The sequence below is a fragment of the Vreelandella titanicae genome, from assembly GCF_014697095.1.
In the GTDB taxonomy this organism is placed as follows: domain Bacteria; phylum Pseudomonadota; class Gammaproteobacteria; order Pseudomonadales; family Halomonadaceae; genus Vreelandella; species Vreelandella titanicae.
Genome location: NZ_CP059082.1, coordinates 2587934 through 2611330, shown reverse-complemented (window position 1 = coordinate 2611330; position 23397 = coordinate 2587934). Strand labels below are relative to the sequence as shown.

Genomic DNA, 23397 nt, shown 5'->3' with positions numbered 1-23397 from the left:
ACAACTCAGTTTGCATGAATGAACAGCAAATAAGGTGGGACGAGCTAGCGATTGCAGAGGCGGGGTCGCTATCCGGCGCCAGCCGAGCGCTGTGTATCAGCCATGCCAACGTATTCAAGTGTTTAAGCGAGATGGAACAAAGTCTAGGCGTGACTCTTTTCAATAGTGGCTAAGTTGCCGCTACGACACACATCACTCCTGCTCCAATCCCGCCAAGAACTGCTTAAGCAGCTCATCGAGTTGCGCTCGTTGCTCTTCAGTTAGGCCGCTCACCAGCTGCGCCTGGGTTTCCACATGAGCAGCAACGGCTTCATCGATTAACTCGAATCCACGCTGGGAAAGAGAGATGAGAAAACCACGACCATCGTCGGGGTTTTTGACCCGCTTGATCAAACCCGCCTTTTCCAGTTGATTGATGCGGTGAGTCATGGTGCCTGAAGTCACCATGGTGGATGCCATCAAATCCCCCGGCGATAGCGCGTAAGGCTCCCCCTCACGGCGAAGAGTTGCCAGAACGTCAAAGCTCGCGTCAGTCAGACCGTATTTCGCCCAGGTCTTCTCCATTGCGCGCATTAAGGTGTGATTCAGCCGTTTGACCCGCCCGATGGTAGCCATCGGCGCTACATCGAGGTCAGGCCGCTCCTGCCGCCACTGTTTGAGAATGTTGTCTACATGATCCATGAGCGTATTTTGCGCTTAATTATCTTGACGTCAAGATTAATCACACATATCTTGACATCAAGACACTTCGAAACGGTACCAATGAGAACTACGCGAATGACATCATTAAGCACTACCCGCACACACTCACGCAAAAGAGCTTGGCTTGCCCCACTGGTGTATCTGTTATCCGGCGGCGCCTTGCTGGGTCTATCGACTAATTTGGCAAAACTTGCCGGTGACATTCAGCTACCGGCGCTCGCTTTTCTGTTTTGGTCAATTTCAGGGGCGGCGCTTATTCTATTGGTTCTCGCGGCCTTCCGCGGCAATCTTCCGCCGGTCAACGTTCGCACCGTTGAGTATTACGCTATTTCAGGCCTGCTGGGCGTAGCGGGTGCCAACCTGCTTTTTTTCTCAGCTATCCCCCATGTGGGTGCGGGGTTCGTGGCATTAATCATCACTCTGCCACCGCTACTCACCTACATCGGCGCATTAGCGTTAAAAATGGAGCGGTTTCAGGTGTTGCGTGCGGCGGGGGTTATATCAGCCCTCGCGGGGGCCGTCACCCTGGCCTTCCATAAGCTTTCGGCGCCGGATGCCAATTACCTCTGGATTCTCCTCGCTTTAATTGGCCCCGTGCTGCTGGCCATCGGCAATCTTTATAGAACCTTGCGCTGGCCAGAAGGCGTATCCAGCGATGCGTTGGCGCCGGGGATGCTTATCGCCGCGGCCATCATTCTCCTCAGCGTGGGGTTTCTGCCGGGCTTCTCACTGAGCGTTCCGACAGAACGCTCCCTGCCGTTCTTGCTGATTGCACTCCAGGCGATGGTCTTCGCAGGCCAGTTCTTACTGCTCTTCCTGCTACAGAAAAGCGGCGGCCCGGTGTTTCTGAGCCTATTGGGTTCCGTCGGCGCCGTGGTGGGCGTTCCGGTCGCCATATTGCTGCAAGGAGAAACCGCTCCCGAAGGCTTACTGCTTGGCACCCTATTAATTGGAGCCGGAATTACCCTGCTCAATATTGGCAAAGCCAAACAACTTAACTAATGAACCCAAGAGAGATATATCATGAAGATTGCAATATTTGGTGCCGCTGGCGACGTTGGCAAACGCATTATGAATGAAGCATTAGCACGTGGCCATAACGTAACCGGCGTGGTGAGAACAGAGAGTCAGCTTAACAAACTGCCCACTGAAGCAAGCCGCTGTGTCGCGGATATAGCAGACTCACACCAGCTAGCTCATGTTATTCAAGGACAAGACGTGCTGATCAGCGCCGTTCGCCCACCCGATGGAAAAGAAGCGACGTTGGTAGCGCTAACCCGTTCTCTAATGGCGAGTGCCCTCCCGAGTCAGCGAGTGCTCTTGGTAGGCGGAGCCGCGCGATTGCTAATCCCCGGGCGCGCCGGTGATACGGTCTTAACAGCCCCCGATTTCCTTCCTGCCTCTGCGCTAGAAATTGCCAAGGCATGCCAAGCTCAGTATGAACTCTGCTTGGGTGAAACCAGCACAGCGTGGACTTACTTCTCCCCTGCCGCCATGCTCATGCCTGGAGAGCGTACGGGACGATATCGTCTTGGCACCGATACCCTCGTCGTGGACAATAACGGAGAATCTCGCATTTCAATGGAGGATTTCGCGGTAGCGATGCTTGATGAAGCCGAGACGCCCCAGCATATTCAGAAAGCCTTTACGGTAGGTTATTAATACAAAAATCGGCAAACTACCCCGTCATCCAACCTAAAAAAGTAAAGCGAGCGTCGGTTGGTTCCAGCAGCAGCACCGGCGCAATCTCTTGTAGTACTTAACAGTAAAGCCCCATTAATTTAACGGGTTAGAGTATGCTCCGCTCCATATAGTGAGTCCCGCCCTCTGTTTTTCGCACGCGAAACCCCATACGCTCGTATAGCGCTATTGCTGGGTTGATACAAAACACACGCAGCCGAAGTAAGCGGATGCCCGACTGTTGGGCAGTTTCCTCCGTGTAGCGAATAGCCGTTGTGCCTAAGCCTTGACGTTGCCACTTCGGATCAATTTGTAGCTCTCGAATATAGTAAGCGGCTTCATCGTGATTTATGCATAACAACCCAACTGGGCTAGCGTTAATAACTAATTCGTAACTGTCTAACTCATCCCATTGTTTATCAAACAGGGCTGTATTCCAGCGCATATCCAACTGTTCGTAGTAAGCAGACATATTTTGGCGAATTAATTTTTCCGCGAACGCCTTGTCGTTAGTAAACCGAATAATAGGCGTCATATCTCGAATCCTAGTACTGCTTTCACGAACTTGTAGCAAGAAGTGCAGTATTAGCTCGGGCTATTTCATACTGACTAAACACGTGCACACCATGTTCCCGGAGCAGTGCGGCTGTTACTCCCATACCCGGTACTTTTTTACCAGAGAAACTGCCGTCATAAATAGCGGTGCTTCCGCATGAAGGACTGAACTCAGCAAGCACTGCGATATCGATATCGAATTTACGGCACAGGTTCAAAGCGATAGAGGCACCTGCTAAAAATTCATTGGTCACCTTGCCCCCATCGTTTTCGATAACATCGACCTCACCGTTTAAAACGCCCTTACCACTGCCCTTGAAAATCTCCGCGGGCGGCCTGGGAATACTCATCCCCGCCTCAACTTCGGGGCAAACAGAAACGATTCGGCCTTCAGAACGCCACTGCTCAACGATCTGATCATCCACGGAAAGGGCGCCACCATCATAGCGAACCTTTTTACCCAAGAGACAGGCGCTCATTAATACTTTTCTCAAATCACCAATCTCCAATACGGTGATGAACTCAAGAGTGACGCGTTCACTGAATCGACCCAACTAGGAAAGCTCTTCTTGTCAGCCATTTAACTTTAGCTGCTTTCGGAAATACACTCGATTAAACCCCGCTTCATGCCGACACTCGACCCTGACGTATCCCAGTTTGGGGTACATGGCGAGATTTTCTGTCATGGCTTCATTCGTATAAAGTTCCACGGCTTCATACCCCTTTTCCTCGGCAGAACGTTCCACGTGATCGATCAATCGCTTCCCAATGCCGAGGCCGCCATACTCGGGCAGTATGGCAACGTTTTCGAGGTGAAAATGATCGCCTTCGGGGTAGAACACAACATAGCCCACAAAATGTGAATCAAGGATGGCAACATCTATGTAGCCGTAGTCGATTAGGCTTGCGAAGTCTGCATGCATGGGCGCGGGTTCACGACCAATGCGACTGATGTACTTTGAATAGGCCAGTCGTGCGCAGGATTGAATGTCCGGAACATCAGTTTCGAGTGCAGCACGGATGTCGATTAAGGGCATATTGACGTAATCCTAGTGCTAGGTGTGAGAACCATAAGTGTTTCCACCATCCCATACACATGAGATTTTCGCTCTTATAACGCTTGAAGCCAATGGTAAGCTGTCTTGATGCCCTCTTTGTTCACAACAAGGCTCAGATGTGATGCATTAGGCACCGTGACGATATCAGCGTGTGGAACGATGGGCCGCAAAGTGGGCTCGAAGCGCTCCGCAAAAAATGCTTCGTCATCAGATCCAGTAATAAGAAGGACTGGAGCCGCCATAGAACTGAGATCGTTCTGCCAATTGGCGGGAGCAAAGCCCTTCATAAGCCGGTACGAATACGCTAGCGTTTCTGAGCCCTGGCGGTGTTCGGGCGGCAAATTAAAGTGCAGCACCGGTAGCTTATTGAAGTGGGTAATACCGAGTTCATTCAAAATGGATATAGCAATGATCCTGGTCACTTTGGGGTCTGCCCACCCGCCCGAGTTTTTCCGAACAGTAGGTGCGTCGTATCCCAGGTAAGGCGCTAGCAGCAGATAGGCGTTGGCACGGTGCCCATGCGTGCCACCAGCAAAACGTATTACTAACCCGCCACCTGACGAATGCCCACCGACGACGATACGCGTTAATTGAGGATTGACCACTTCGATGTGGGCAATAAGATCGGCAAGATCATCCTCAAGCTGCTTGATATAGTCGATATCGCCGCGCCGAACGGGAGATGGCCCATGCCCTCGAATATCCGGGGTGTAAACAGCGGCGGCGCCTGAAGCTGCCAATCCGCGAGCAAAGGTTGCCAGATATCGACTGTCGGTCCCTGAGCCGTGCACGAGCACCAGCGCCGTGTCGGATTCACTTGGATAATGCCGATATGAAAGTGTGGTGCCATCCCTTGCTTCAAACGGCTGAAGTGCTGGCAGTGGGCCTGCTGCGCCTTGCTCAGACACTAACGCTTCGAAATCCAAGCCGCTCGCATTAGTGCCTGTCGACATTATTAAAAATACTCCTATCACCAAGGCCAGCATATATTGTCGCACTGCTCCCTCCTAATCGCATACACCGGGCAAAGCGACGGCTAAGCTTTCGCTGCAAACTTTAAACCAAAACGCCAAGGCACTGCCCTGGCGTTTATTATTTTCCCTCACTACATCACACCCTACCCCAGTTGGAAGGGATAAACCGGGCCGATTTTCAGCAGTTGAGTGAGTTCATCCAGTGCTGCAAGTGACTCTCCCGCCAGCTGTGGATCGGCCAAATCGTCCGGAGCGAGGCGATCGCGATAGTGGCGCTCCACCCACGCGGTCAGATCAGTGTACAGTGCATTGGTGAGCAGCACGCGGCCAGAGAGCGCTGCACGTTCGGCCTCCGTTAGCACCACGCGCAGGCGCAGGCAAGCGGGGCCGCCGCCGTTGCGCATGCTTTGTTTGACGTCTTTAACGACCACTTCACTGATCGGATTATTGCCCGCCAGCAGATAATCCTGAATGGTGCGCCATACCGCCTCGCGCTCCTGGCATTCGCCGGGCACTACCAGTGTCATGGTGCCATCCGGATTGGAGAGCAACTGCGAATTAAATAGATACGAGGCTACCGCATCCTCCATGCTTACCGCTTCCAAGGGCACGCGCACGGGAATCAGCGGGCTGGCCATTTTGGCGCGCAGCTCATCGAGCGTGCCTTCTTCATCCAGAAAGGCCATTTCGTGGTAGAGCAGCACAGGGCCGTTACCCACCGCAATGACGTCGTTATGGAAAACACCCGCGTCGATGGCATCCGGGTGCTGCTGGGAAAATACCGTTTGCGCTTCCGTTAGCCCATGCTGGCGAGCTACCGCCTGGCTGGCTTCCAGCGTTTGCCGGGCGGGGTAGCGCTTGGGTTCGCGCTCACCGCTACGCACGTCACCAAACGCCTGGCGACCATATACAAATAGGTGAACACCGGGTTCGCCGTGCTCACCGCATAGACGGGTGTGATTGGCCGCACCCTCATCGGAAAAGGCTGGAGTAGCGGGCAGCACCGGGTGGTGGCAGAAGTGCTGTTCGTCACGGAAGATCGCTTTCAGCACACGTCCCGTGGTTTGTGGCTCCAGGTAGCGGTGAAAGCTGGACTGTAGGTTCGCTGGTGTGAAGTGTACCCGACTATCGGGTGCATCAATGCTGGGGGTAATAGTGCCCGCGTTAGCCGTCCACATACTCGAAGCCGAGCACACCGCCCGAAGCAGTTGCGGCGCTTCTTTAGAAGCACGAGCCAGCACCTCACCATTACTACCGCTAAAACCTAAATCGCGCAGTGCGCCAATATCGGGGCGCTGTTGGGGTGGCAGAACGCCCTGGGCATAGCCCGCGTCCATCAGCGACTTCATCTTAAGCAGCCCCTGCAGCGCGCCCTCCTTGGGATTGGAGACTAAGCCGCCGTGACTCATGGACGCGACATTGCCCACGGCCAACCCAGAGTAGTTATGGGTTGGGCCGACTAGGCCGTCAAAATTGACTTCCCTAACGCTGCTGATGTCGGCGGCACTCACAGGCTCACTCCCGGCGGCAGGGTCTCGGGCATCTCCAGGCTGTCAGCTTCCATGGAGGCGACTGGGTAGGCGCAGTAGTCCGCCGCGTAAAACGCGCTGGGACGGTGGTTGCCGCTGTCACCCACACCACCAAAAGGTGCATCGCCGGATGCACCGGTGGTTTGGCGGTTCCAGTTGACGATTCCGGCACGAATACGCAGCAGGAAGTCATCCCAATCGGCTCGATCGCCGCCAATTAAACCGGCGGAGAGCCCGTAGCGGGTGTTATTGGCAAGCTGTAGCGCTTTATCCCAATCGCGATAGCGGTGGATTTTCAGCAGCGGGCCGAAGTGCTCCTCGTCCGGCACGTCAAGACCGGTCACATCAATTAGCGCGGGACCTAACAGGCTGGTGTTCTCTTTCAGGCGCTGCATGCGATTGATCACTATGCCCCCCATGGCCTCCAGCTCATCTTGAGCCTTGAGCAGGCCGTCCGCCGCCGCTACGCTGACCAAACCACCATAGAACGGCGCAGGATTTTCTTCGAACTGGCCCGCCACGTGTAACTTGGCGATCGCCTCAGAAAGCGCATCGATCAATCGATCGCCTACTGCACCCTCCGGCACCATTAAGCGCCGCGCGCAGGTGCAGCGCTGGCCGCCGGAGAGGTACGCCGACTGCAGAATGGTCAATACCGCGGCACGCTCGTCGTCGACATCCTTCACTACCAGGGGGTTATTGCCGCCTAGTTCCAGCGCCAGAATTTTATCCAGTTGTCCGGCAAACTGCTGGTGCAGCATACCGCCCACTTTGGCGCTACCGGTAAACAGCAGGCCATCAATATCAGGGTTACCTGCCAGCGCCTGACCTACCGGCACACCACCCTGCACCAGGTTAATGACGCCTGCCGGAAGCCCGGCCTCTAGCCAGCACTGCAGAGTCAAATCCGCGGTAAGTGGAGTTTGGTCGCTGGGCTTGAAGACCACACAGTTACCCGCCAATAGCGCAGGCACCATATGGCCGTTGGGCAGGTGGCCAGGGAAGTTGTAAGGGCCAAACACCGCCATCACGCCATGAGGACGATGGCGCAGCACAGCGTTTGCACTGCCCACCGCTTTTTCCCGTTCACCGGTGCGCTCGTTATACGCCTTAACCGAAAGCGCCACCTTACCCACCATGGCACCCGCTTCGGTGCGCGCTTCCCAGAGCGGTTTACCGGTTTCAGAGGCAATCGCCACGGCCAGGTCTTCACCACGTGTTTTTAGCACCTCGGCAAATCGCTCGACAAGCGCCTGGCGCTCGGCAAAGGGTGTGCGCGCCCAGCCGGGGAAGGCACCGCGGGCGGCTTTCACAGCGGCCGTGACCTGTTCTGAGCTAGCCGTCGCTGCTTGCCATAGCGACTTGCCAGAAACGGGATCGTGCTTGCTCAACGGCTCGGCGTCGCCTGCGACCCAGGCGCCATTGATCAGTTGCTGCTGTTGGGCGTGCATAAAACTCTCCTGTAAACGTCGCCTAGGTCTCGAGTAGCCGTAGGGTATCGCCGGTGGCAACGCCTAAGCGCTTCGCTTCTTGTTCGCTAAGCACGATGGTGTTGTCATCAGCAGGCGCGCGGCCTACCCAACTGGCGGTAAAGTGCAGCATCTGGGTGGTGGCGGCCAGCCAGCGGCTGACACTCTCTTCGCTGGCAGCGACAGAAACTTCCACCTGGCAGAGCCGTGAGTTGCGAATGGCACGCACGTCATCAATGTACGCCTCCACCGTCGGGCCACCGTCGAAAATATCGATATAGCCTTCCCAGCGCAGCCCCTCTTTCTTAAGCATCTCCAGCGCCGGGCGGGTATGGCGATGCACCTGACCAATACAGGCCCGCGCCTCTTCGGCCATAAAGGTGGTGTAAATGGGGAACTTGGGCATCAGCTCGCCAATAAAGCTCTTCTGCCCCAGGCCGGTTAAGCGGTCAGCTTCGCTGAAATCCATGGGAAAGAAGTGCTTCCCTAAGCTCTCCCAGAAAGGGCTGGTGTTGTTCTCGTCGAACACGCCGCGCATCTCCGCCAGCACTTTATCGGGGAAACGGTCGCGAAACTGGGCGATAAACAGCCAGCGCGCCTTGGAGAGCAGCGCGCCGTTGCGCAAGTGGCGATTGGCTTCACCGCGATACTCGGGGCGCAGAAACAGCGAGCACACCTCGGCATCACCGGTGTGGTCGGAGCTTAAAAACAGCGTATCGATGGTGCGGTGCAGATCCAGCTGAACCGAGGAGTGGGCCAAAGTGCCCAGCCGGTAATTGTAGAACGGCACTTCGCGCCCGACTTGGCCCTCAATGGCGCAGCAGCCCGCCAACTCGCCGCTTACTTCATCCTCTAGCACAAAGAAATAAAGCCGATCATCCACCGGAGTGCGCTCTTCAAAGGCACTGGCAGCCGCTTCAATCTTACCGGCTAGAAACTCGCGATTATCCGGCAGCGAGGTAAAGCCAACGCCCGCCTGCTGCGCAAGCGCCTGAAGCCCATCCAGATCATCACGGGCAATGGGTCGAATGCGCATTACATTTCTCCTTCATCGAGCGCGTCTACCACGGTGGGTAGCGTCAGCGGCGCAGCAAGCACCGCTCGCCCTTCCGTGACACCCAGCCGCTCAGCATGCTCCGCTGAGAGCATCAACTGGCCCGTGGGTGACAGCGCGTAGCGGGCGACGATGCAGCGAAACTCGCCCAGCTTTTGATTGGCAACCAGCGCGGGTTCAGCATCCGGCAAAGCGTGTTCAGGGCGAATGCGCACTGGGTGCCAGGCAGCACTGCGGAAGGTTTCCAACCGCTCGCGCTCGGCTTTGACAATCGGCCCGGCGTCGAAAATATCCACATGGCGCGAACGCACGAAGCCCTCCGCCAGCATCTCCTCCAACGCCTCTTCATGAGCAGGGTGCTCACGACCTATCGCCGCCCGCGCCTGGGGTGTTAGCAGCGGCAAATAGAGCGGGAACTGGGGCATTACTTCGGCGATAAAGCTTTTCGAGCGCACCCCGGCAATGTGGTTAATATCCTGGAAACTGCGGGCAAAAAAGTGCCGCCCTACGCTCTCCCAGAACGGCGACTCATTGCGAGCATCCAAGTAACCGGGAAACGCCACCGCCAGAATACGCGAAAACCGCTCTGGGTATTGGGCGATAAACATCAACCGCGCCCGGCGCAGCAGGCTCTCCGCGCTGGTGCCTTTATAACGCGGGTTAAGCGAAAAGGCGCACAGCAGGGTAGCGTCAGAAACTTCATGGGAGAGCGCTAGCGTCTGCACTTCACGACGTACGTTCAACTGCTGGGAGGCGTGAATCAGCGTTTCCTGGCGGTAGGTGTAGTAGGCCTCATTGGCACCCGCCTGGGCACGTATGGTGGCGGTACCGAGCACTTCCTCGCGTGTGTCATCGGCGAGAACAAACGTATAGTGCTCGTTTTCTGGAAACTCGACGTCACCATTAAAGGCGTCTTGAGAGCGCGCAATGCGCTCCTGAAGTCGCTCACGGTTAGCAGGCAAGTTAGTAAGCTTAGGTACTGCATGCTCGGCTAATTGCTCAAGCGCCGTGAGATCAGACGCTTTAACGGGTCGAACTACCAGCATCCTCGATGCCTCCCCTTCAGTTAACACGATTGACGCAGCCTGTTGTTCACTCATGCTGCCGCAACTAATCGCTCAATCGCGCGCTCTAAGCGGGCCATGCCCTCGGCGATATCCGCTTCAGGAATGACCAGAGAAGGCGCCATGCGCAGTACGTTCGGCCCGGCGATCAGCGCCATCAAGCCCTCTTCAATCGCCAGCGGTAGTATGTCTTTGGCACGCCCTTCATAGGCATCCGACATCTGGGCACCTATTAATAAGCCTATACCGCGAATCTCTTTAAACACGCCATGCTTGCGGTTGATAGTTTCTAAATGCTCGCGGAACAGATCGTGGCGATGCTTAACGCCTTCGAGCACCTCGGGCGTATCGATAAGCTCCACCGCCGCCAAGGCAACGGCAGATGCCAGCGCATTGCCGCCGTAAGTAGAACCGTGGGTGCCAACAACCAGCGATTTAGCCACCGAGTCGATAGCCAGCATGGCGCCAATGGGGAAACCGCCGCCCAAGGATTTGGCACTGGTAAGAATATCCGGCGTAATGCCGTAGTTCTTATAAGCGTAGAGTTCTCCGCTACGACCAACGCCGGTTTGCACTTCGTCAAAAATCAATAGCGCATTGTGCTCGTCGCAGAGATCGCGCAGCCCTTGGAGGAATTCCTGCGTGCCGGGCACGATACCGCCCTCGCCCTGCATGGGTTCAACCATAATCGCGCAGGTGTCGTCGCCCACCAGCTCGCGAACGCTATCCAGGTCATTGTAATTAGCGTGCAGAATTCCGCCCGGCACCGGCCCAAAGCCCTGGGAGTATTTGGGCTGGCCACCCACGCTGACGGTAAAGAAGGTGCGGCCATGAAAAGATTGGTAGAACGAGATGATTTTATCTTTCTGCTCACCGTGATTATCCACCGCCCAGCGGCGTGCCAGCTTAAGCGCAGCTTCGTTGGCTTCACCGCCGGAGGAGCATAAGAACACCTTATCGGCGAAGGTGCGCTCGACCAGCGTCTTGGCCAAGTTCAGCGCTGGCTCGTTGGTATATACGTTGGAAAGGTGCCACAGCTTCTCGCCCTGCTCTTTGAGCGCATTGACCAGTACTGGATGGCAATGACCAAGGGAGTTAACCGCGATGCCCCCGGCAAAGTCGATATATTCACGGCCCTGTTGATCCCACAAGCGGCTACCTTCACCACGCACGGGAATGACCTGCTGTGGTGAGTAGTTGGGCGTCATGTAGTGGTCGTAATCTTGACGGCTTGGGGTATGGCTCATGGGTCGCTAGCTCCAGTGGAGGAAAGTAGTAACAACAGTATAAGGTGGTAAAGAGTCCAAGCGCTTTCAGCAATGGGACGGCAAATTATGAATAGCGGCGTCTCGGCGTATCACTGAACCGCCTTGAAGAACTCTAAAAGAGCCCCATACTTATTAGCAAGCTATGCGGTTATTCGCTGAGCTGCGTTGCATAGTGATGAGCACCGACACTCAGGATGAGAGGAGACCAGCATATGCAGATTGATCTAAGCGGCAAACACGCCATTATCACGGGTTCTACAGCGGGCATCGGTTTTGCAATTGCTCAAGGGCTCGCCAAGGCAGGCGCTGACGTGGTTATAACAGGGCGTACCCAAGCACGTGTTGATGGTGCCATCAGCGCACTTAAAAAAGACACTCCCAATGCCAAGGTAGAAGGCGTGGCGGCTGATCTCGGCACCGCTGAAGGTTGCCAAACGCTTATTAAACAGCAGCCCAGCGCGGATATCCTGATCAATAACGTAGGCATTTTCGCCCCGCAGGACTTTTTCGATGTAGATGACGCTACGTGGCAGCAATTTTTCGATATTAATATCATGAGCGCGGTGAGGCTTTCCCGTCACTACGCCCAGGGCATGCGCGAGCGCGACTGGGGCCGCATACAGTTTATCTCCAGCGAGTCGGGGATCAACATCCCTAGTGAAATGGTGCATTACGGCATGACCAAATCGGCGCTGCTCTCCGTCTCTCGCGGGCTGGCCAAAGTGCTCAGCGGCACCCAGGTCACCGTGAATGCCATTCTACCTGGGCCGACCCGTTCAGAAGGCGTGATCAAGATGATGGGGGAAATGGCGGAAAAAGAGGGCATTTCTCAGCAAGAGATGGAAGAACGCTTTGTTAAAGAGAACCGCCCCTCTTCAATTATCCAGCGCTTAGCAACACCCGAAGAAGTCGCGAGTATGAGCGTCTACGCCGCTTCTCCCCAAGCCAGTGCAACCAGCGGGGCGGCACTGCGTGTGGAAGGTGGCATTGTGGATACATTAACCTGAATCTTTCTAACCCAGGCGCTCTTCTCTCGGCGTCATGCCGAAATGGTGACGGTAGGCGGTAGAAAAGTGCGCGCCTGAGGAAAATCCCGTGGCAAACGCAATATCGCCTACCGGCCGGTCACTATCGCGAAGCTGTTTGCGCGCCTCTTGTAAGCGTAAATCCAGGTAGTAGCGACTAGGGACCGCCTGCAGATACTTCTTAAATAGCCGCTCCAACTGACGCCGAGAGATACCCAGATGTTCGGCCAGTTCCAGGGTCGAGAGCGGCTCCTCAATATTGGCTTCCATAAGCGTGACAGCCTCCACCAGACTTTGCGGCGCATGCCCCAGGCGGCTACGCAGCGGCACATGCTGGCGCTCATCTGCCAAGCGGATGCGGTCGCAGACAAACTGCTCAGACACCTGCTCCGCCAAGCGCGCACCGTGATGCTGGCCAATCAGCGTGAGCATCAAATCCATGGCCGCGGTTCCCCCCGCGCAGGTCAGCCTGTCGCGATCAATTTCAAACAGCTGTTGAGAAAGCGTCACTTGCGGATAGGCTTGAGAAAAGGCCTCAAAACGCTGCCAGGGCAGCGTCGCACGATAGCCTTCAAGCAACCCACAGCGTGCCAACACTTCAGTGCCCCCTGCCAACCCACCCAGTGCCACACCGCGCCCCTGGTGCCCACGCAGCCACTCATTCAACTTTGCGGGTAACGTATAGGGCAGCGGTGTTGGTGCGCATATCAACAGCAGGTCAAGCGGGCCTAATGCAGTACTTAAGGCGTGCTGAGCAATGAGCGAAAGCTGAGCACCGCTGCGCACGGGCTCGTCATTGAGACTTAATGTGACGGTGTGGTAAAGCATCTGCCCACTCAGCTGGTTAGCCATTTGTAGCGGCTCCAGCGCGCTGGCGTGGGTCAATAACGAAAAACCTGGTAGCAGCAGAAAGGCCACCCGCCGACGCGGTAGCGCTGCCTGTGAGGCTAACGGGTTGGGCTGCATGATAACTGATTGAGTTGCATGAAAAGATGCATGAAAGACCGCCATCGACATAGATAAACGATCATCTTACCCAATTGCGTAGAGGATGGCAGCGTTATGACCACTGCAACAAAAACGTGACGCATGAATGCAAATTGCCGGGCGCAAGGCCCGGCAAAAAAGAGAGAATGGTTAAGTACTAATTACCGCGGTTAATAATGCCTAACACGACGATACTAACCACAATCACGCCGACAATGATCACCACTATCGGGAGTAACTTATACAGCCCGCCTGGCCGCTTCTTGGCTTCAGGCTGTAGATGCGGTTTTGAGGTTTCATAATCCTCAGGTATTCGCTCATTGATAATATGCTGCTTCTCTTCTTCCGGGGTTTTGCTTTCCCTAGTGTCCATAAACACCTCCAGCGTTCCGGTCGAATTGGGCGGCGCTACCGCCTCTGTGAATGGCTTACAGATTCACGACATCAAACGTAACCTCTGGATTGACGTCGGCATCGTAATCGACATCGTCACGCTCAAAGCCAAATAGCTTCAAGAATTCGTGCTTATAACCAGCATAGTCGGTAATCTCGAATAAGTTTTCGGTCGTCACTTCCGGCCACAGATCCTGGCACGCTTGCTGAACGTCATCGCGCAACTCCCAGTCATCCAAACGCAGGCGCCCTACCTCATCAGTTACCATTTCACCGCGCTTGCCTTGGGCTGAGTAGAGCTGCTCACCGAATAGACGGTTCAATTGATCGATCGTGCCTTCGTGCAGACCCTGCTCTTTCATGATGCGATAGACCATGGCGATATACAGCGGCATTACCGGAATGGCCGCGCTCGCCTGGGTGACCACCGACTTGAGTACCGCCACATTGGCACCGCCACCGGTCTCTTTCAGCTTGGCGTCGATAGCCGCGGCAGCGCGGTCAAGGTCTTCCTTGGCTTTACCCAGCGCACCGTGCCAGTAGATCGGCCAGGTGATTTCAGTGCCGATATAACTAAACGCCACGCTACGCGCACCTTTTGCCAGCACACCTGCTTGGTCAAGCGCTTCCATCCACAGTTCCCAATCTTCGCCACCCATTACCGTAATGGTGTCGTCGATTTCCTGCTGGGTGGCTGGCTCTACTTCTGCTTCGATAATCGCGTCTTTATTGGTATCGATAGCAGTAGCGCGGTAGGTTTCGCCAATTGGCTTGAGGCTCGAACGCTTAAGTTCGCCGCTATCCGGCAGCTTGCGAACGGGTGATGCCAGCGAGTACACCACCAGATCGATCTCGCCCATGTCCTGCTTGATCAGTTCAATGGCTTTTTCCCGCGCTTCATGGGAGAACGCATCGCCGTTAATCGATTTGCTGTACAGCCCTTCCTGCTTGGCAAACTTATCGAAGGCGGCACTGTTGTACCAGCCTGCGGTGCCGGGTTTCTTATCGGTGGCAGGCTTTTCAAAGAAAACGCCCAGGGTGTCGGCGCCGTAGCCAAACGCTGCGGTAATACGGGCTGCCAACCCATAGCCACTTGAAGCCCCAATGACGAGTACTTTTTTTGGGCCAGCCTGCTTATCCAAACCGCGAGCACGGGTCGCTTCAATCTGTTCGCGAACGTTCTGCTCGCAGCCGATGGGATGAGTAGTGGTACAAATAAAGCCGCGTACTTTGGGTTTAATAATCACAGAGAACCTCTTTATCAGATTGATTTAGCTTTTAATATCGTAACTGGCAACATCATAACTAGCGACATCGTTTTGCCATAGTTTTTGACATAGCTTTTGGCATAGTTTTTGAATTTGAAATAGCAGTGTCATGACTCATAGAGGCTATTCTAGCTCTCTCCGTGCGCTCTGTCCGCTCCTGAGCTATCGTCCGCCCATAAGCGACTGTCCATCCTTGGCTCCTGCCCGCCCTTGAGCTCGGGGGGCATTCGCGTCACGATAGCTGCCAAAGTACTTATATCGGCAACGACTTCCCACGAGGCGATCATGAATGCACAGCAGCTAGTAGATGAACGCGGCGATCTATGGCTAGCGCTAGCCCCGCTGTGGCTGGACCGTGAACCCAGCGAGCGCGACTACGCGCGTATGGTCGAGGTCATAGAGCGCTATGATATGACGCTTAACGAGCTCGAATGGATGTTTCGCCTGGAAATGGCACCGGTGATGTCACGCCATCAGCTTTCAATCGCCAGCGAATGGCGACAATTTGACGACTATAAGCTGATGAAGCAGTTGGTCAATCACAATATGCGCTTGAAGGGCTGGCGACGCAAAAGCTGGGCGCTGTTTTCAGGCTTAACGACCATGATGGTGCGTCACCGCTGGAACGCGCTCATGAATCGTGTAGCAGTCGCGCGGGGCGAGCAGGTATAGAGGGATAGTGCCTTGTGGGGCTATGGGTATGTTTGATCCAAGGCTTCTTCTAATGCCAGACGTAGCGGGCGCCCATGATAGCGCGGCCCAAAGCGGGCTATCACCTTACCATCACGGCCCACTAGGAACTTGGTAAAATTCCATTTAATCAGCTGTGTGCCTAGGATTCCAGGCGCCTCGCGCTTGAGCAGCACAAACAGTGGGTGGGCATCACTGCCATTGACATTGACCTTTTCCAGTAGCGGAAAACTGACTCCAAACTGCTGCTCGCCAAACTGGCAAAACGCTTGAGCACTTTCCGGCGACTGGCGGCCAAACTGATTACACGGGAAACCGAGCACGGTGAAACCACGATCCCGATAACGCTGAAAAAGGGTTTCGAGTTCGCTTAGCTGCGGGGTAAAACCACACTGGCTGGCAACGTTAACCACCAGCAGCACTTGGCCGCGTAGCGCACGTAAATTGAACGGCAGCCCTTGGTGGGTATAGCAGTCTTGGTCGTATATTTGCATCAATCGGCCCCACAAAACCCCAAACGGCATGGGTATCACCATGCCACGGCTATGCTTTTTACACCAGCGGTCCGGCGACCACTCGTAGCGCCAGCGCGATTAACAGTACGCCCGTGATGCGGTTAATCCAATGGGCACGCCGCTGTAGCCAGGGCAGAATCTGCGAGTGGGAAAGCACCACCGCCACCAGCACGTACCAGCCGCCATCAATAATCATCGCCGTTAACACAATGATAGCTTTAGCTACCCCACTCATCTCCGGGGTCACAAACTGGCTCAGTAGCGCAACAAAAAACAGAATCAGCTTCGGGTTGCCTAATGCCACCAGCACGCCCTCTTTGGCCGCCTGCCCTCGGCTAGTGACAATCGCATTAGGCTCTAAGGCACCGGCTTTCCCGGCACGCAGCGCTTTAACCCCTAGCCACGCCAAATAAGCCGCGCCGAACCAGGTAATCAGCTGGAACAGCAGCGGAAAACCGGCGATTATCGCGCCTAGCCCCCAAACGGTAAGGAGCGCATAAAAGCCTACACCAAAGGCATGGAAAACTGCCGCGGTCACTCCAGTAAAACGCCCGCCGCCTAACGTATGGCGCAGCACCAGTGCCAAGCTCGGCCCCGGCGACATAGCGCCCATGGCACAAATCGCGGCGAGCGATAGCCAGAGTGTTAACGGCATGTCTTTTCCTCCTTGAGGGGTCAAAATCAAAATATGAGCAATGATGGCCAGTATACGCCAAGCCAAGCAACACTTCGGTAAGCGTCTTAAATAACGCTGTTAGCATGGTACGCTGTTGGGTAAAATTTAATCTTTTTGCTCTATGCGATTTTTTCGCTCATTTGAAAACATCCGCCCCGCCGCTCATTGCGCGGGGCATATAGCAAACATAGGTCTAGAAAACATAGGACGGCAACATGGGTAGGGCTTTTCAGAACCGTAAGGAATCCATGGCCAAAACGGCCGATGCAAAGACCAAGGTCTACAGCAAATATGGACGCGAGATTTACGTTTGCGCTAAAGCGGGCGGCACCGACCCTAATGGCAATCTGGCGCTGCGCGGCTTAATGGAGCGGGCCAAAAAAGATCAGGTGCCCTCTCACGTTATTGATAAAGCACTCGACAAAGCCAGCGGTGCCGGTGGCGAGGATTTCTCGCCCGCACGTTACGAAGGCTTCGGCCCTGGCAATGTGATGGTGATTGTCGACTGCCTTACCGACAACCCCAACCGCACCTTTGGCGATGTGCGCGGCTGCTTCACCAAAACCAAGAGCAAAATTGGCACTCCCGGTAGCGTCAGCCATATGTTCGATCACTGCGCGATTTTTTCCTTCGCCGGAAGCGATGAAGAGGCCGTGCTTGAAGCATTAATGGAAGCCGATGTGGATGTCACCGATATTGAGCAAGAGGGTGAGCGGATCACCGTTTTTGCCCCACATACCGACTACGCCAAAGCCAAACAGGCATTATTAGATGCCTTCGGTGAGATTGACTTTGAGGCAGACGAGATTCAGTTCCTGCCGCAAACCACCACCCCGGTGGAAGGCGATGATGTAGCGATGTTCGAAAAATTCCTAGGCATGCTCAACGAACTGGACGATGTGCAAAACGTCTATCACAGCGGTGAGCTGCCCGAGTCTACAGACGCCTAAGGCCTGTTAGTAAGAAGATTCTGCCGCGTTGCGTGCATCCAGGGCAGCATCCGGTGGCAACATCGCTGACTGTACGCCTGCGGCACTCAGCACTGTTTTACCGCGCACAGTTAGATCGGTAATAAACAAAAACTGCTGGCGCGGATCCACCGGGTAAGCGCGTATGCGGTAGTGGGTGCCCCAGGGTTTCTCTTCGGCCACCACAATAATTGGCTTATCGAACTTCAGATAGGCGCTGGTTAACGCCACATCGCGCAGCGCTTTACGTACCCAGCCTGCTTCGTGCTCGGGGTGAAGGTAAAAACTCGCCACGCACTGCAGGCTGGTACCGCCGTTGTTGGCATTATAGACGGCGTGATCCCACAGCTTTAAATGCGGTACATAGACCAAATCATCGTCAGGGGTTTGGATATCTACGGTGCGTAAGCCAACGTGTTTGACCTCGCCGTAGGTATCTTCAATTTGAACCCAGTCGCCTGGCCGATAAGGCAGCTCTATCGCTGAAACAACGCCTGCTATCAAGCTGCTCACGTAATCTTTCATGGCAAAGCCAATGGCTAAGCCCAGTGCACCCAACAGGGTCACCATGTTGCGCAGCGACGGCTCAATAATAACCGGTACGATGATGGCGAGTGCAGTAATCAATATCAGTAAGCGCGTCATCGGCACCAGAGCAAAAATACGAAAGCGAACTTGACCATGCATTCGGTTGCCGATCCAGTTAAGCCCCCGTTGGCTGAAAATAATCAGCACAATGGTTGATAGCAGCACTACGCCCAACGTAATCAGCGCTTGGCTATCGATATCGTTAAAAAGCCGCGCATACTTCTGTTGCTCTTCCATGGGTTGCCCTCCGCGGGCCTGTCGCTGATACCGGTGCTACTTACAGAGGATCGACCAGATAATTACGCGACTCTAGTAACTGGCGAACGCTCGCGTAGCTTAACGGTGTGATCTGCCAACGTCCTTCGCAGCTTGAAACAATGCCTTTGCGCTGCAGGGCTAAACGGGCATTGAGTGCTTCATGGTGAGAGAACGGCAGCACTTCCCCCAAAGAGTCGTCATCCAGACCGCCATGAACCAATAACGCATGCATCACCAGCGTGGCGATATCGCCGGTATCAACGGCAAGCTCCGCCTCTGCTAGGGCATCGACCAGCCAGAGGGCCTCTTCATTGTCTGCTTTTGGCTCACGTAACCGCTCGCGCCAGTAGTGCCATGCAAGACCTATATGACCGCGGCAGTGAGCCGCTAAGCGCTGCAGTTCTTTATTAGGCGCTTTACTCTTTTGCTCAGATGCTGAGTCGAACAATACCTGCTTACCGGTTCGCGTGCTGTAAACAGGCGGCGGCTGCCCCGAATGGGCCGCAATTTGTGCAAAATAGCGTGCCAGTTGCTCGCCCTCCATGGATTGAAGGGTAAACACCGGTGCCCCATCGATACCGATCACCCGATGAAGGAAAGCGTAAGTCCAGCTGTCGCAACCAATCACACCTTTACCCAAACGGCCACTTAAAGCACGCTCAAGAAACTCTCGAACGCCCTGAATACCCTGAGTGTGGCGTAAAAAATAACGTTCCAGAGCGGGAATGGCCCATTCTCGTTGATTGACACACTGCTCTATCCACTGAGTGCTACCCTCGGCTATTTCGCTAAGCGTGGGCGGCGCTAAGCAGGCAACATGATGCTTTTCAGCCCAATGAGTTACCACCGAAGCATGACCACTGTAGGGCGTGGTAATAAAGAACGTTACAGGCGCATCCTGGCCTTCTAGCTGTTGCCCCAACGCTCTCGCCGCGGGAGCCCAATCAATAGACGGCACTAAATGTGCTAGCCTAACCCCGGGTAGCGCACGTAGCTCACTTTCGTCTTTTACCTGCTGCTCAGCGTCGTTTTTGCCCCCCAGCCACGACGAGATCGAACGGAACGAACGTCGCCATTGGCTTGCCTGGGTCTGCTCAGGGGTACGAAACTGATCGAGCTCGACGACCGCCCACAGCGGCGTGTCGGCTGATGATGAATGCTCCCCCATGACCTTGTCCCTATGGTTAGCAATAAGCGTTCACTTTAGCACGGTGCGCGCAGCTTCTAACCTCATAGACGAACTTATGGTCTAAAATAAAGTCTTTATAGACAGTCGTTAGCGCACATAACGGATTATTATTTTATTGCGAGAGCAATGGCAAAAGCTAAAGGAGAAAGCAATGAGTGTTGTCCACGTTAGCGAAACAGAACTCCACGCCAAGCTCGAGAAGTGTATTGCCGGTGAGCGGCTACTGATTGAGCATGAGGGCAATCGCTTTAGCGCCAGAATCCAGCACGTTGGGCTAATGGGCGTAAAGGTGATACCTGAAACCGAGATTAAGAACAGCCATCGCACACCGGGTGACGTTGAAGGCGTGATGGTGCCCTACGATGAGATATTGGAGCTTGAAGTAAAAGGCGTGGTCTACAGCCGCTTGCCAGATTAGTCTGCACTTGCACGCCCGGCAAGTGCGCAAGGCGTGCAAACTGTTTGTCTATGACTCACTTCCTCGAAAGTAAGCCAACTGTTTTAAAACGTCAGGCAGATCTTGCCGAAGTGCTGGCCAGATTCCTGATGGCGGAAAGCGTCGGCGATCTCGGCAAGCGGGAATTCGCGGTCAATGATCGGGTGCATATCGAATGTTTCCAGCGCACGAATCATCTCGATCTGGTTGCGACGACTGCCCACAATCAAGCCTTTCAAACTCGCCTGCTTGGCCATTAATTTAGCTGTCGGTATTTCACCCTCACGCCCAGTGAGGATACCAATCAAGGCGATATGCCCACCGATTTTGATCGCATCAAAGGATTGCGGCAGCGTACCTGGCCCGCCCACTTCGACGATATGATCAACGCCTTCGCCGTTGGTCAGCTCTTTCACCCGCTTACCCCAATCAGGCGTCTCTTTATAGTTGATGGTGTGCTCGGCGCCCATCTCACGCAGCCGCGCCAGCTTTTCGTTAGATGAAGAAGTAGCGATTACCCGCGCGCCCATTAATCGGGCAAACTGCAGGGCAAAAATAGATACCCCGCCGGTGCCCAGCACCAGCACGCTGTCGCCCGCTTTAATGCCACCATCGACGACCAGTGCTCGCCAAGCGGTTAAGCCAGCGGTGGTTAAGGTAGCGGATTCCGCATGGCTATAGCCCTTGGGCTGATGGGTAAACCACTCAGCCGGGCGTACAACCTGCTCACGAGCGTAGCCATCCACGCCGTCACCTGGCGTGGTGCGAAAATCACCGACACGCGCCGGGCCTTCCAACCAGTGGGGAAAGAAGGTCGATACCACGTGGTCGCCCACCGCGAACTCACTGACACCATCGCCCACGGCTTCGACAACGCCCGCGCCGTCAGACATGGGAATACGCCCATCGTCGGTGGGAATCATCCCAGCGACCACGGCGTAGTCGTGGAAATTCAGAGAACTGGCGTGTAGACGTACTCGGATTTCACCAGGGCCCGGCTCCCCAGGCGCTTCCATGTCGACAACGTCCAACTTGTCCAAACCGCCGGGCTGATTCAGCTTGATCGCTTTCATCGTTACCTCATTATGTACAGTTCGAATATGTACATTGATGTATGTATCTACTGTTGGTTGGGGCCGTTGCCGTCGATATCAAGGCCCAGGAAGCCACCTGACTGGCGCTGCCAAAGGCTGGCATAAATGCCGTTGCGTGCAAGCAGTTCCTGGTGCGTGCCACTTTCCACCATGCGCCCTTCATCCACCACAATTAACCGATCGAGCATGGCAATGGTCGACAGCCGATGCGCGATGGCAATCACCGTTTTGCCTTCCATCAGCGTATCCAGCTGCTCTTGAATGGCGGCCTCCACTTCCGAGTCTAGCGCCGAGGTGGCCTCGTCCAGAACCAGAATAGGGGCATTTTTGAGCAGCACCCGGGCGATCGCGATCCGCTGGCGCTGCCCACCGGAAAGCTTCACTCCGCGCTCGCCCACATGGGCATCCAGGCCGCGACGCCCTTTCGGGTCGACCAGATCATTGATAAAGGTATCTGCATGGGCGCGGCACACCGCGTTCCAAACATCTTCGTCACTGGCGTGGGGACTGCCGTAACGGATGTTGTCACGCAGCGAGCGGTGCAGCAGCGAGGTGTCTTGGGTGACCATGCCAATCTGGTGGCGCAAAGAGGTTTGAGTCACCTCGGCAATGTTTTGCCCATCGATCAATATCTGCCCACCTTGCAAGTCATAAAAACGCAGCAGCAGATTGGCCAGGGTGGATTTACCCGCCCCGGAACGGCCGATCAGGCCGATTTTCTCGCCGGGCTTGATGGTCAGGCTGAGTCCATCAAAGACGTTTTTACTCTCCCCTTTCGCCTGGGCGTATTGAAAGCGCAGCGCATCAAACACAATTTCGCCATGGGGAACCTGAAGCGCTTTAGCATTGGGCGCATCGTTGATCGTGGGCTTCTGAGCGATGGTGTTCATGCCATCTTGAACCGTGCCGATATTTTCAAACAACCCGGCGACTTCCCACAATATCCAGTCAGACATAAAACGGATACGCATGACCAGCGCGATGGCAATCGCCAAAACGCCCAGGGAAATCGCCTCCGTGTACCAGGCGCTGATCGCCATGGCCGCAGTGCCCACCAACAGCGCCGTGTTGAGCAGCGTCAAACCCACGCTCATGATCGTCACCAAGCGCATCTGGCGGTGAACGGTGACCATAAAGCCTTCCATAGCATCTTTGGCGTAGCGCTGCTCGCGCTCGGTGTCGGCAAACAGCTTGATGGTCTGGATATTGCTGTAGCTGTCCACCACGCGGCCGGTCATTTGGGCACGGGCGTCCGCCTGTGCCATGGAGACATCGCGCAGGCGCGGTACGAAGTAGCGCATGATCGACAGGTAGCCCACCAGCCACAGTCCCAGTGGGATCAGCAGCAAAAGATCCGCCCGGCCCAGCAGGTAGGCCGCGCCAGTGAAATAGACGATGGCGTAGACCAATAAATCCATCACCTTGGTGACGGTCTCGCGGATCGCCAGCGCCGTTTGCATCACCTTTTGCGACACCCGCCCGGCAAATTCGTCCTGATAAAATGCCAGGCTCTGGCTAAGCATATGGCGGTGGGATAGCCAGCGGCCGATCATCGGGTAGTTACCGAAAATACTCTGATGGGTGACCAATGACTGCATCAGCACCAACAGCGGCAAACCGATCAGCAGCAATAGCCCCAGGCCAGCAAGCCACAGGCCGTTTTCAGCCCAAAAGCCTGCACGTTCAACGTTGCCCAGCCAATCGACCAGTTGCCCCATGTAGCTAAAGAAAACCACTTCAGCCGCCGAGACCAGCGCCGTGAACAGCGTCATTAGCAGCAACAGCGGCAGCATCGGACGGGAAAAGTGCACAATAAACGGCATTAAGCCCTTAGGCGGCGTTTTAACCTCGCCTTCCGGATAAGGGTTTACCCGCGTTTCGAAGTAACGAAATAGCGGCTGTAAAACACGCGATAGCATGAGGCTTCCTTACGTGACTGGCATTGGTGTGTCTGGAA

Annotated in this window: 26 protein-coding genes; 7 read left to right on the top strand and 19 right to left on the bottom strand. The window is 55.2% G+C overall.

Annotated features, from left to right (window positions below):
• The first annotated feature begins 14 nt into the window (after positions 1-14).
• Positions 15-173, top strand: coding sequence for a helix-turn-helix domain-containing protein (locus tag HZS52_RS11975; protein ID WP_223828122.1), 159 nt, complete (start codon positions 15-17; stop codon positions 171-173).
• Between the two features lie 19 nt (positions 174-192).
• Here HZS52_RS11975 and HZS52_RS11970 read toward each other — a convergent pair whose 3' ends face one another.
• Entirely contained in the window at positions 193-681 is a 489-nt protein-coding gene (locus tag HZS52_RS11970) for a MarR family winged helix-turn-helix transcriptional regulator (RefSeq protein ID WP_190374833.1), read from the bottom strand.
• Positions 682-777: 96 nt separating this feature from the next.
• Here HZS52_RS11970 and HZS52_RS11965 point away from each other — a divergent pair, with 96 nt between their 5' ends.
• Together HZS52_RS11965 and HZS52_RS11960 are read left to right on the top strand one after the other, a co-directional pair.
• Complete coding sequence (locus HZS52_RS11965) at positions 778-1704, top strand: DMT family transporter (protein ID WP_190374832.1); 927 nt, start codon at positions 778-780, stop codon at positions 1702-1704.
• 21 nt (positions 1705-1725) lie between these two features.
• The gene (locus HZS52_RS11960; RefSeq protein WP_141440813.1) at positions 1726-2364 is read left to right on the top strand and encodes an NAD(P)-dependent oxidoreductase; all 639 of its coding nucleotides are present in this window, start codon (positions 1726-1728) and stop codon (positions 2362-2364) included.
• 127 nt (positions 2365-2491) lie between these two features.
• On the opposite strand, the gene HZS52_RS11955 is transcribed toward HZS52_RS11960, so the two are convergent.
• From HZS52_RS11955 to HZS52_RS11915, 9 genes are all read right to left on the bottom strand, one after another.
• Positions 2492-2917: a GNAT family N-acetyltransferase gene (locus tag HZS52_RS11955; RefSeq protein WP_190374831.1), complete on the bottom strand. Its 426-nt coding sequence runs from the start codon at positions 2915-2917 to the stop codon at positions 2492-2494.
• 22 nt (positions 2918-2939) lie between these two features.
• Complete coding sequence (locus tag HZS52_RS11950; protein WP_263366033.1) at positions 2940-3446, bottom strand: 2-thiouracil desulfurase family protein; 507 nt, start codon at positions 3444-3446, stop codon at positions 2940-2942.
• Positions 3447-3509: 63 nt separating this feature from the next.
• The gene (locus tag HZS52_RS11945; protein WP_190374830.1) at positions 3510-3974 is read right to left on the bottom strand and encodes a GNAT family N-acetyltransferase; all 465 of its coding nucleotides are present in this window, start codon (positions 3972-3974) and stop codon (positions 3510-3512) included.
• A gap of 74 nt (positions 3975-4048) precedes the next feature.
• Complete coding sequence (locus tag HZS52_RS11940) at positions 4049-4948, bottom strand: alpha/beta hydrolase (protein ID WP_190374829.1); 900 nt, start codon at positions 4946-4948, stop codon at positions 4049-4051.
• 164 nt (positions 4949-5112) lie between these two features.
• Positions 5113-6480: an N-succinylarginine dihydrolase gene (gene astB / locus HZS52_RS11935; RefSeq protein ID WP_190374828.1), complete on the bottom strand. Its 1368-nt coding sequence runs from the start codon at positions 6478-6480 to the stop codon at positions 5113-5115.
• A complete protein-coding gene (gene astD, locus HZS52_RS11930; RefSeq protein WP_190374827.1) occupies positions 6477-7949 on the bottom strand; it encodes a succinylglutamate-semialdehyde dehydrogenase in 1473 nt (490 codons plus the stop codon). The genes astB and astD overlap by 4 nt, the downstream gene beginning before the upstream one ends.
• Positions 7950-7971: 22 nt before the next feature.
• Positions 7972-9003 carry an arginine N-succinyltransferase gene (astA, locus tag HZS52_RS11925; protein WP_190374826.1) on the bottom strand — a complete coding sequence of 344 codons (1032 nt, stop codon included), beginning with the start codon at positions 9001-9003 and terminating at the stop codon, positions 7972-7974.
• Positions 9003-10067, bottom strand: coding sequence for an arginine N-succinyltransferase (locus tag HZS52_RS11920; RefSeq protein WP_190374825.1), 1065 nt, complete (start codon positions 10065-10067; stop codon positions 9003-9005). The genes astA and HZS52_RS11920 overlap by 1 nt, the downstream gene beginning before the upstream one ends.
• A 50-nt stretch (positions 10068-10117) precedes the next feature.
• The gene (locus HZS52_RS11915; RefSeq protein ID WP_190374824.1) at positions 10118-11332 is read right to left on the bottom strand and encodes an aspartate aminotransferase family protein; all 1215 of its coding nucleotides are present in this window, start codon (positions 11330-11332) and stop codon (positions 10118-10120) included.
• 233 nt (positions 11333-11565) lie between these two features.
• Between HZS52_RS11915 and HZS52_RS11910 the strand changes: the two genes are divergently transcribed.
• Positions 11566-12360, top strand: coding sequence for an SDR family NAD(P)-dependent oxidoreductase (locus HZS52_RS11910; protein WP_027960006.1), 795 nt, complete (start codon positions 11566-11568; stop codon positions 12358-12360).
• 6 nt (positions 12361-12366) lie between these two features.
• Here HZS52_RS11910 and HZS52_RS11905 read toward each other — a convergent pair whose 3' ends face one another.
• From HZS52_RS11905 to fabV, 3 genes are all read right to left on the bottom strand, one after another.
• Entirely contained in the window at positions 12367-13344 is a 978-nt protein-coding gene (locus HZS52_RS11905; RefSeq protein ID WP_180091052.1) for a GlxA family transcriptional regulator, read from the bottom strand.
• A gap of 178 nt (positions 13345-13522) precedes the next feature.
• Positions 13523-13738, bottom strand: a complete 216-nt coding sequence (locus HZS52_RS11900) for a hypothetical protein (protein ID WP_022522490.1) — start codon at positions 13736-13738, stop codon at positions 13523-13525.
• A 55-nt stretch (positions 13739-13793) separates the two neighbouring features.
• Complete coding sequence (fabV, locus tag HZS52_RS11895; RefSeq protein WP_009288181.1) at positions 13794-15005, bottom strand: enoyl-ACP reductase FabV; 1212 nt, start codon at positions 15003-15005, stop codon at positions 13794-13796.
• Between the two features lie 306 nt (positions 15006-15311).
• On the opposite strand from fabV, the gene HZS52_RS11890 reads away from it, so the two are divergent.
• Positions 15312-15698 carry a DUF7079 family protein gene (locus tag HZS52_RS11890; RefSeq protein ID WP_027960003.1) on the top strand — a complete coding sequence of 129 codons (387 nt, stop codon included), beginning with the start codon at positions 15312-15314 and terminating at the stop codon, positions 15696-15698.
• Positions 15699-15718: 20 nt separating this feature from the next.
• Here the strand turns inward: HZS52_RS11890 and HZS52_RS11885 are convergent, their stop codons facing one another.
• A complete protein-coding gene (locus HZS52_RS11885) occupies positions 15719-16210 on the bottom strand; it encodes a glutathione peroxidase (protein WP_022522488.1) in 492 nt (163 codons plus the stop codon).
• A 58-nt stretch (positions 16211-16268) separates the two neighbouring features.
• Positions 16269-16886, bottom strand: a complete 618-nt coding sequence (locus HZS52_RS11880) for a LysE family translocator (protein ID WP_022522487.1) — start codon at positions 16884-16886, stop codon at positions 16269-16271.
• A gap of 236 nt (positions 16887-17122) precedes the next feature.
• Between HZS52_RS11880 and HZS52_RS11875 the strand changes: the two genes are divergently transcribed.
• Positions 17123-17857: a YebC/PmpR family DNA-binding transcriptional regulator gene (locus HZS52_RS11875; protein ID WP_022522486.1), complete on the top strand. Its 735-nt coding sequence runs from the start codon at positions 17123-17125 to the stop codon at positions 17855-17857.
• Positions 17858-17863: 6 nt separating this feature from the next.
• Here HZS52_RS11875 and HZS52_RS11870 read toward each other — a convergent pair whose 3' ends face one another.
• Both HZS52_RS11870 and HZS52_RS11865 read right to left on the bottom strand, forming a co-directional pair.
• Positions 17864-18700, bottom strand: coding sequence for a mechanosensitive ion channel family protein (locus tag HZS52_RS11870; RefSeq protein WP_041158275.1), 837 nt, complete (start codon positions 18698-18700; stop codon positions 17864-17866).
• Positions 18701-18740: 40 nt separating this feature from the next.
• Entirely contained in the window at positions 18741-19889 is a 1149-nt protein-coding gene (locus HZS52_RS11865; RefSeq protein ID WP_190374823.1) for a hypothetical protein, read from the bottom strand.
• Between the two features lie 172 nt (positions 19890-20061).
• Between HZS52_RS11865 and HZS52_RS11860 the strand changes: the two genes are divergently transcribed.
• On the top strand, positions 20062-20328 hold the full coding sequence (locus HZS52_RS11860) for a hypothetical protein (protein ID WP_027959997.1): 267 nt from the start codon (positions 20062-20064) through the stop codon (positions 20326-20328).
• Positions 20329-20411: 83 nt separating this feature from the next.
• On the opposite strand, the gene HZS52_RS11855 is transcribed toward HZS52_RS11860, so the two are convergent.
• Both HZS52_RS11855 and HZS52_RS11850 read right to left on the bottom strand, forming a co-directional pair.
• Positions 20412-21419 (bottom strand): zinc-dependent alcohol dehydrogenase family protein, encoded by a 1008-nt coding sequence (locus HZS52_RS11855; protein ID WP_159177140.1) that lies wholly within the window; start codon positions 21417-21419, stop codon positions 20412-20414.
• 47 nt (positions 21420-21466) lie between these two features.
• Positions 21467-23359, bottom strand: a complete 1893-nt coding sequence (locus HZS52_RS11850) for an ABC transporter ATP-binding protein (RefSeq protein WP_009288174.1) — start codon at positions 23357-23359, stop codon at positions 21467-21469.
• Positions 23360-23397 lie beyond the last annotated feature (38 nt).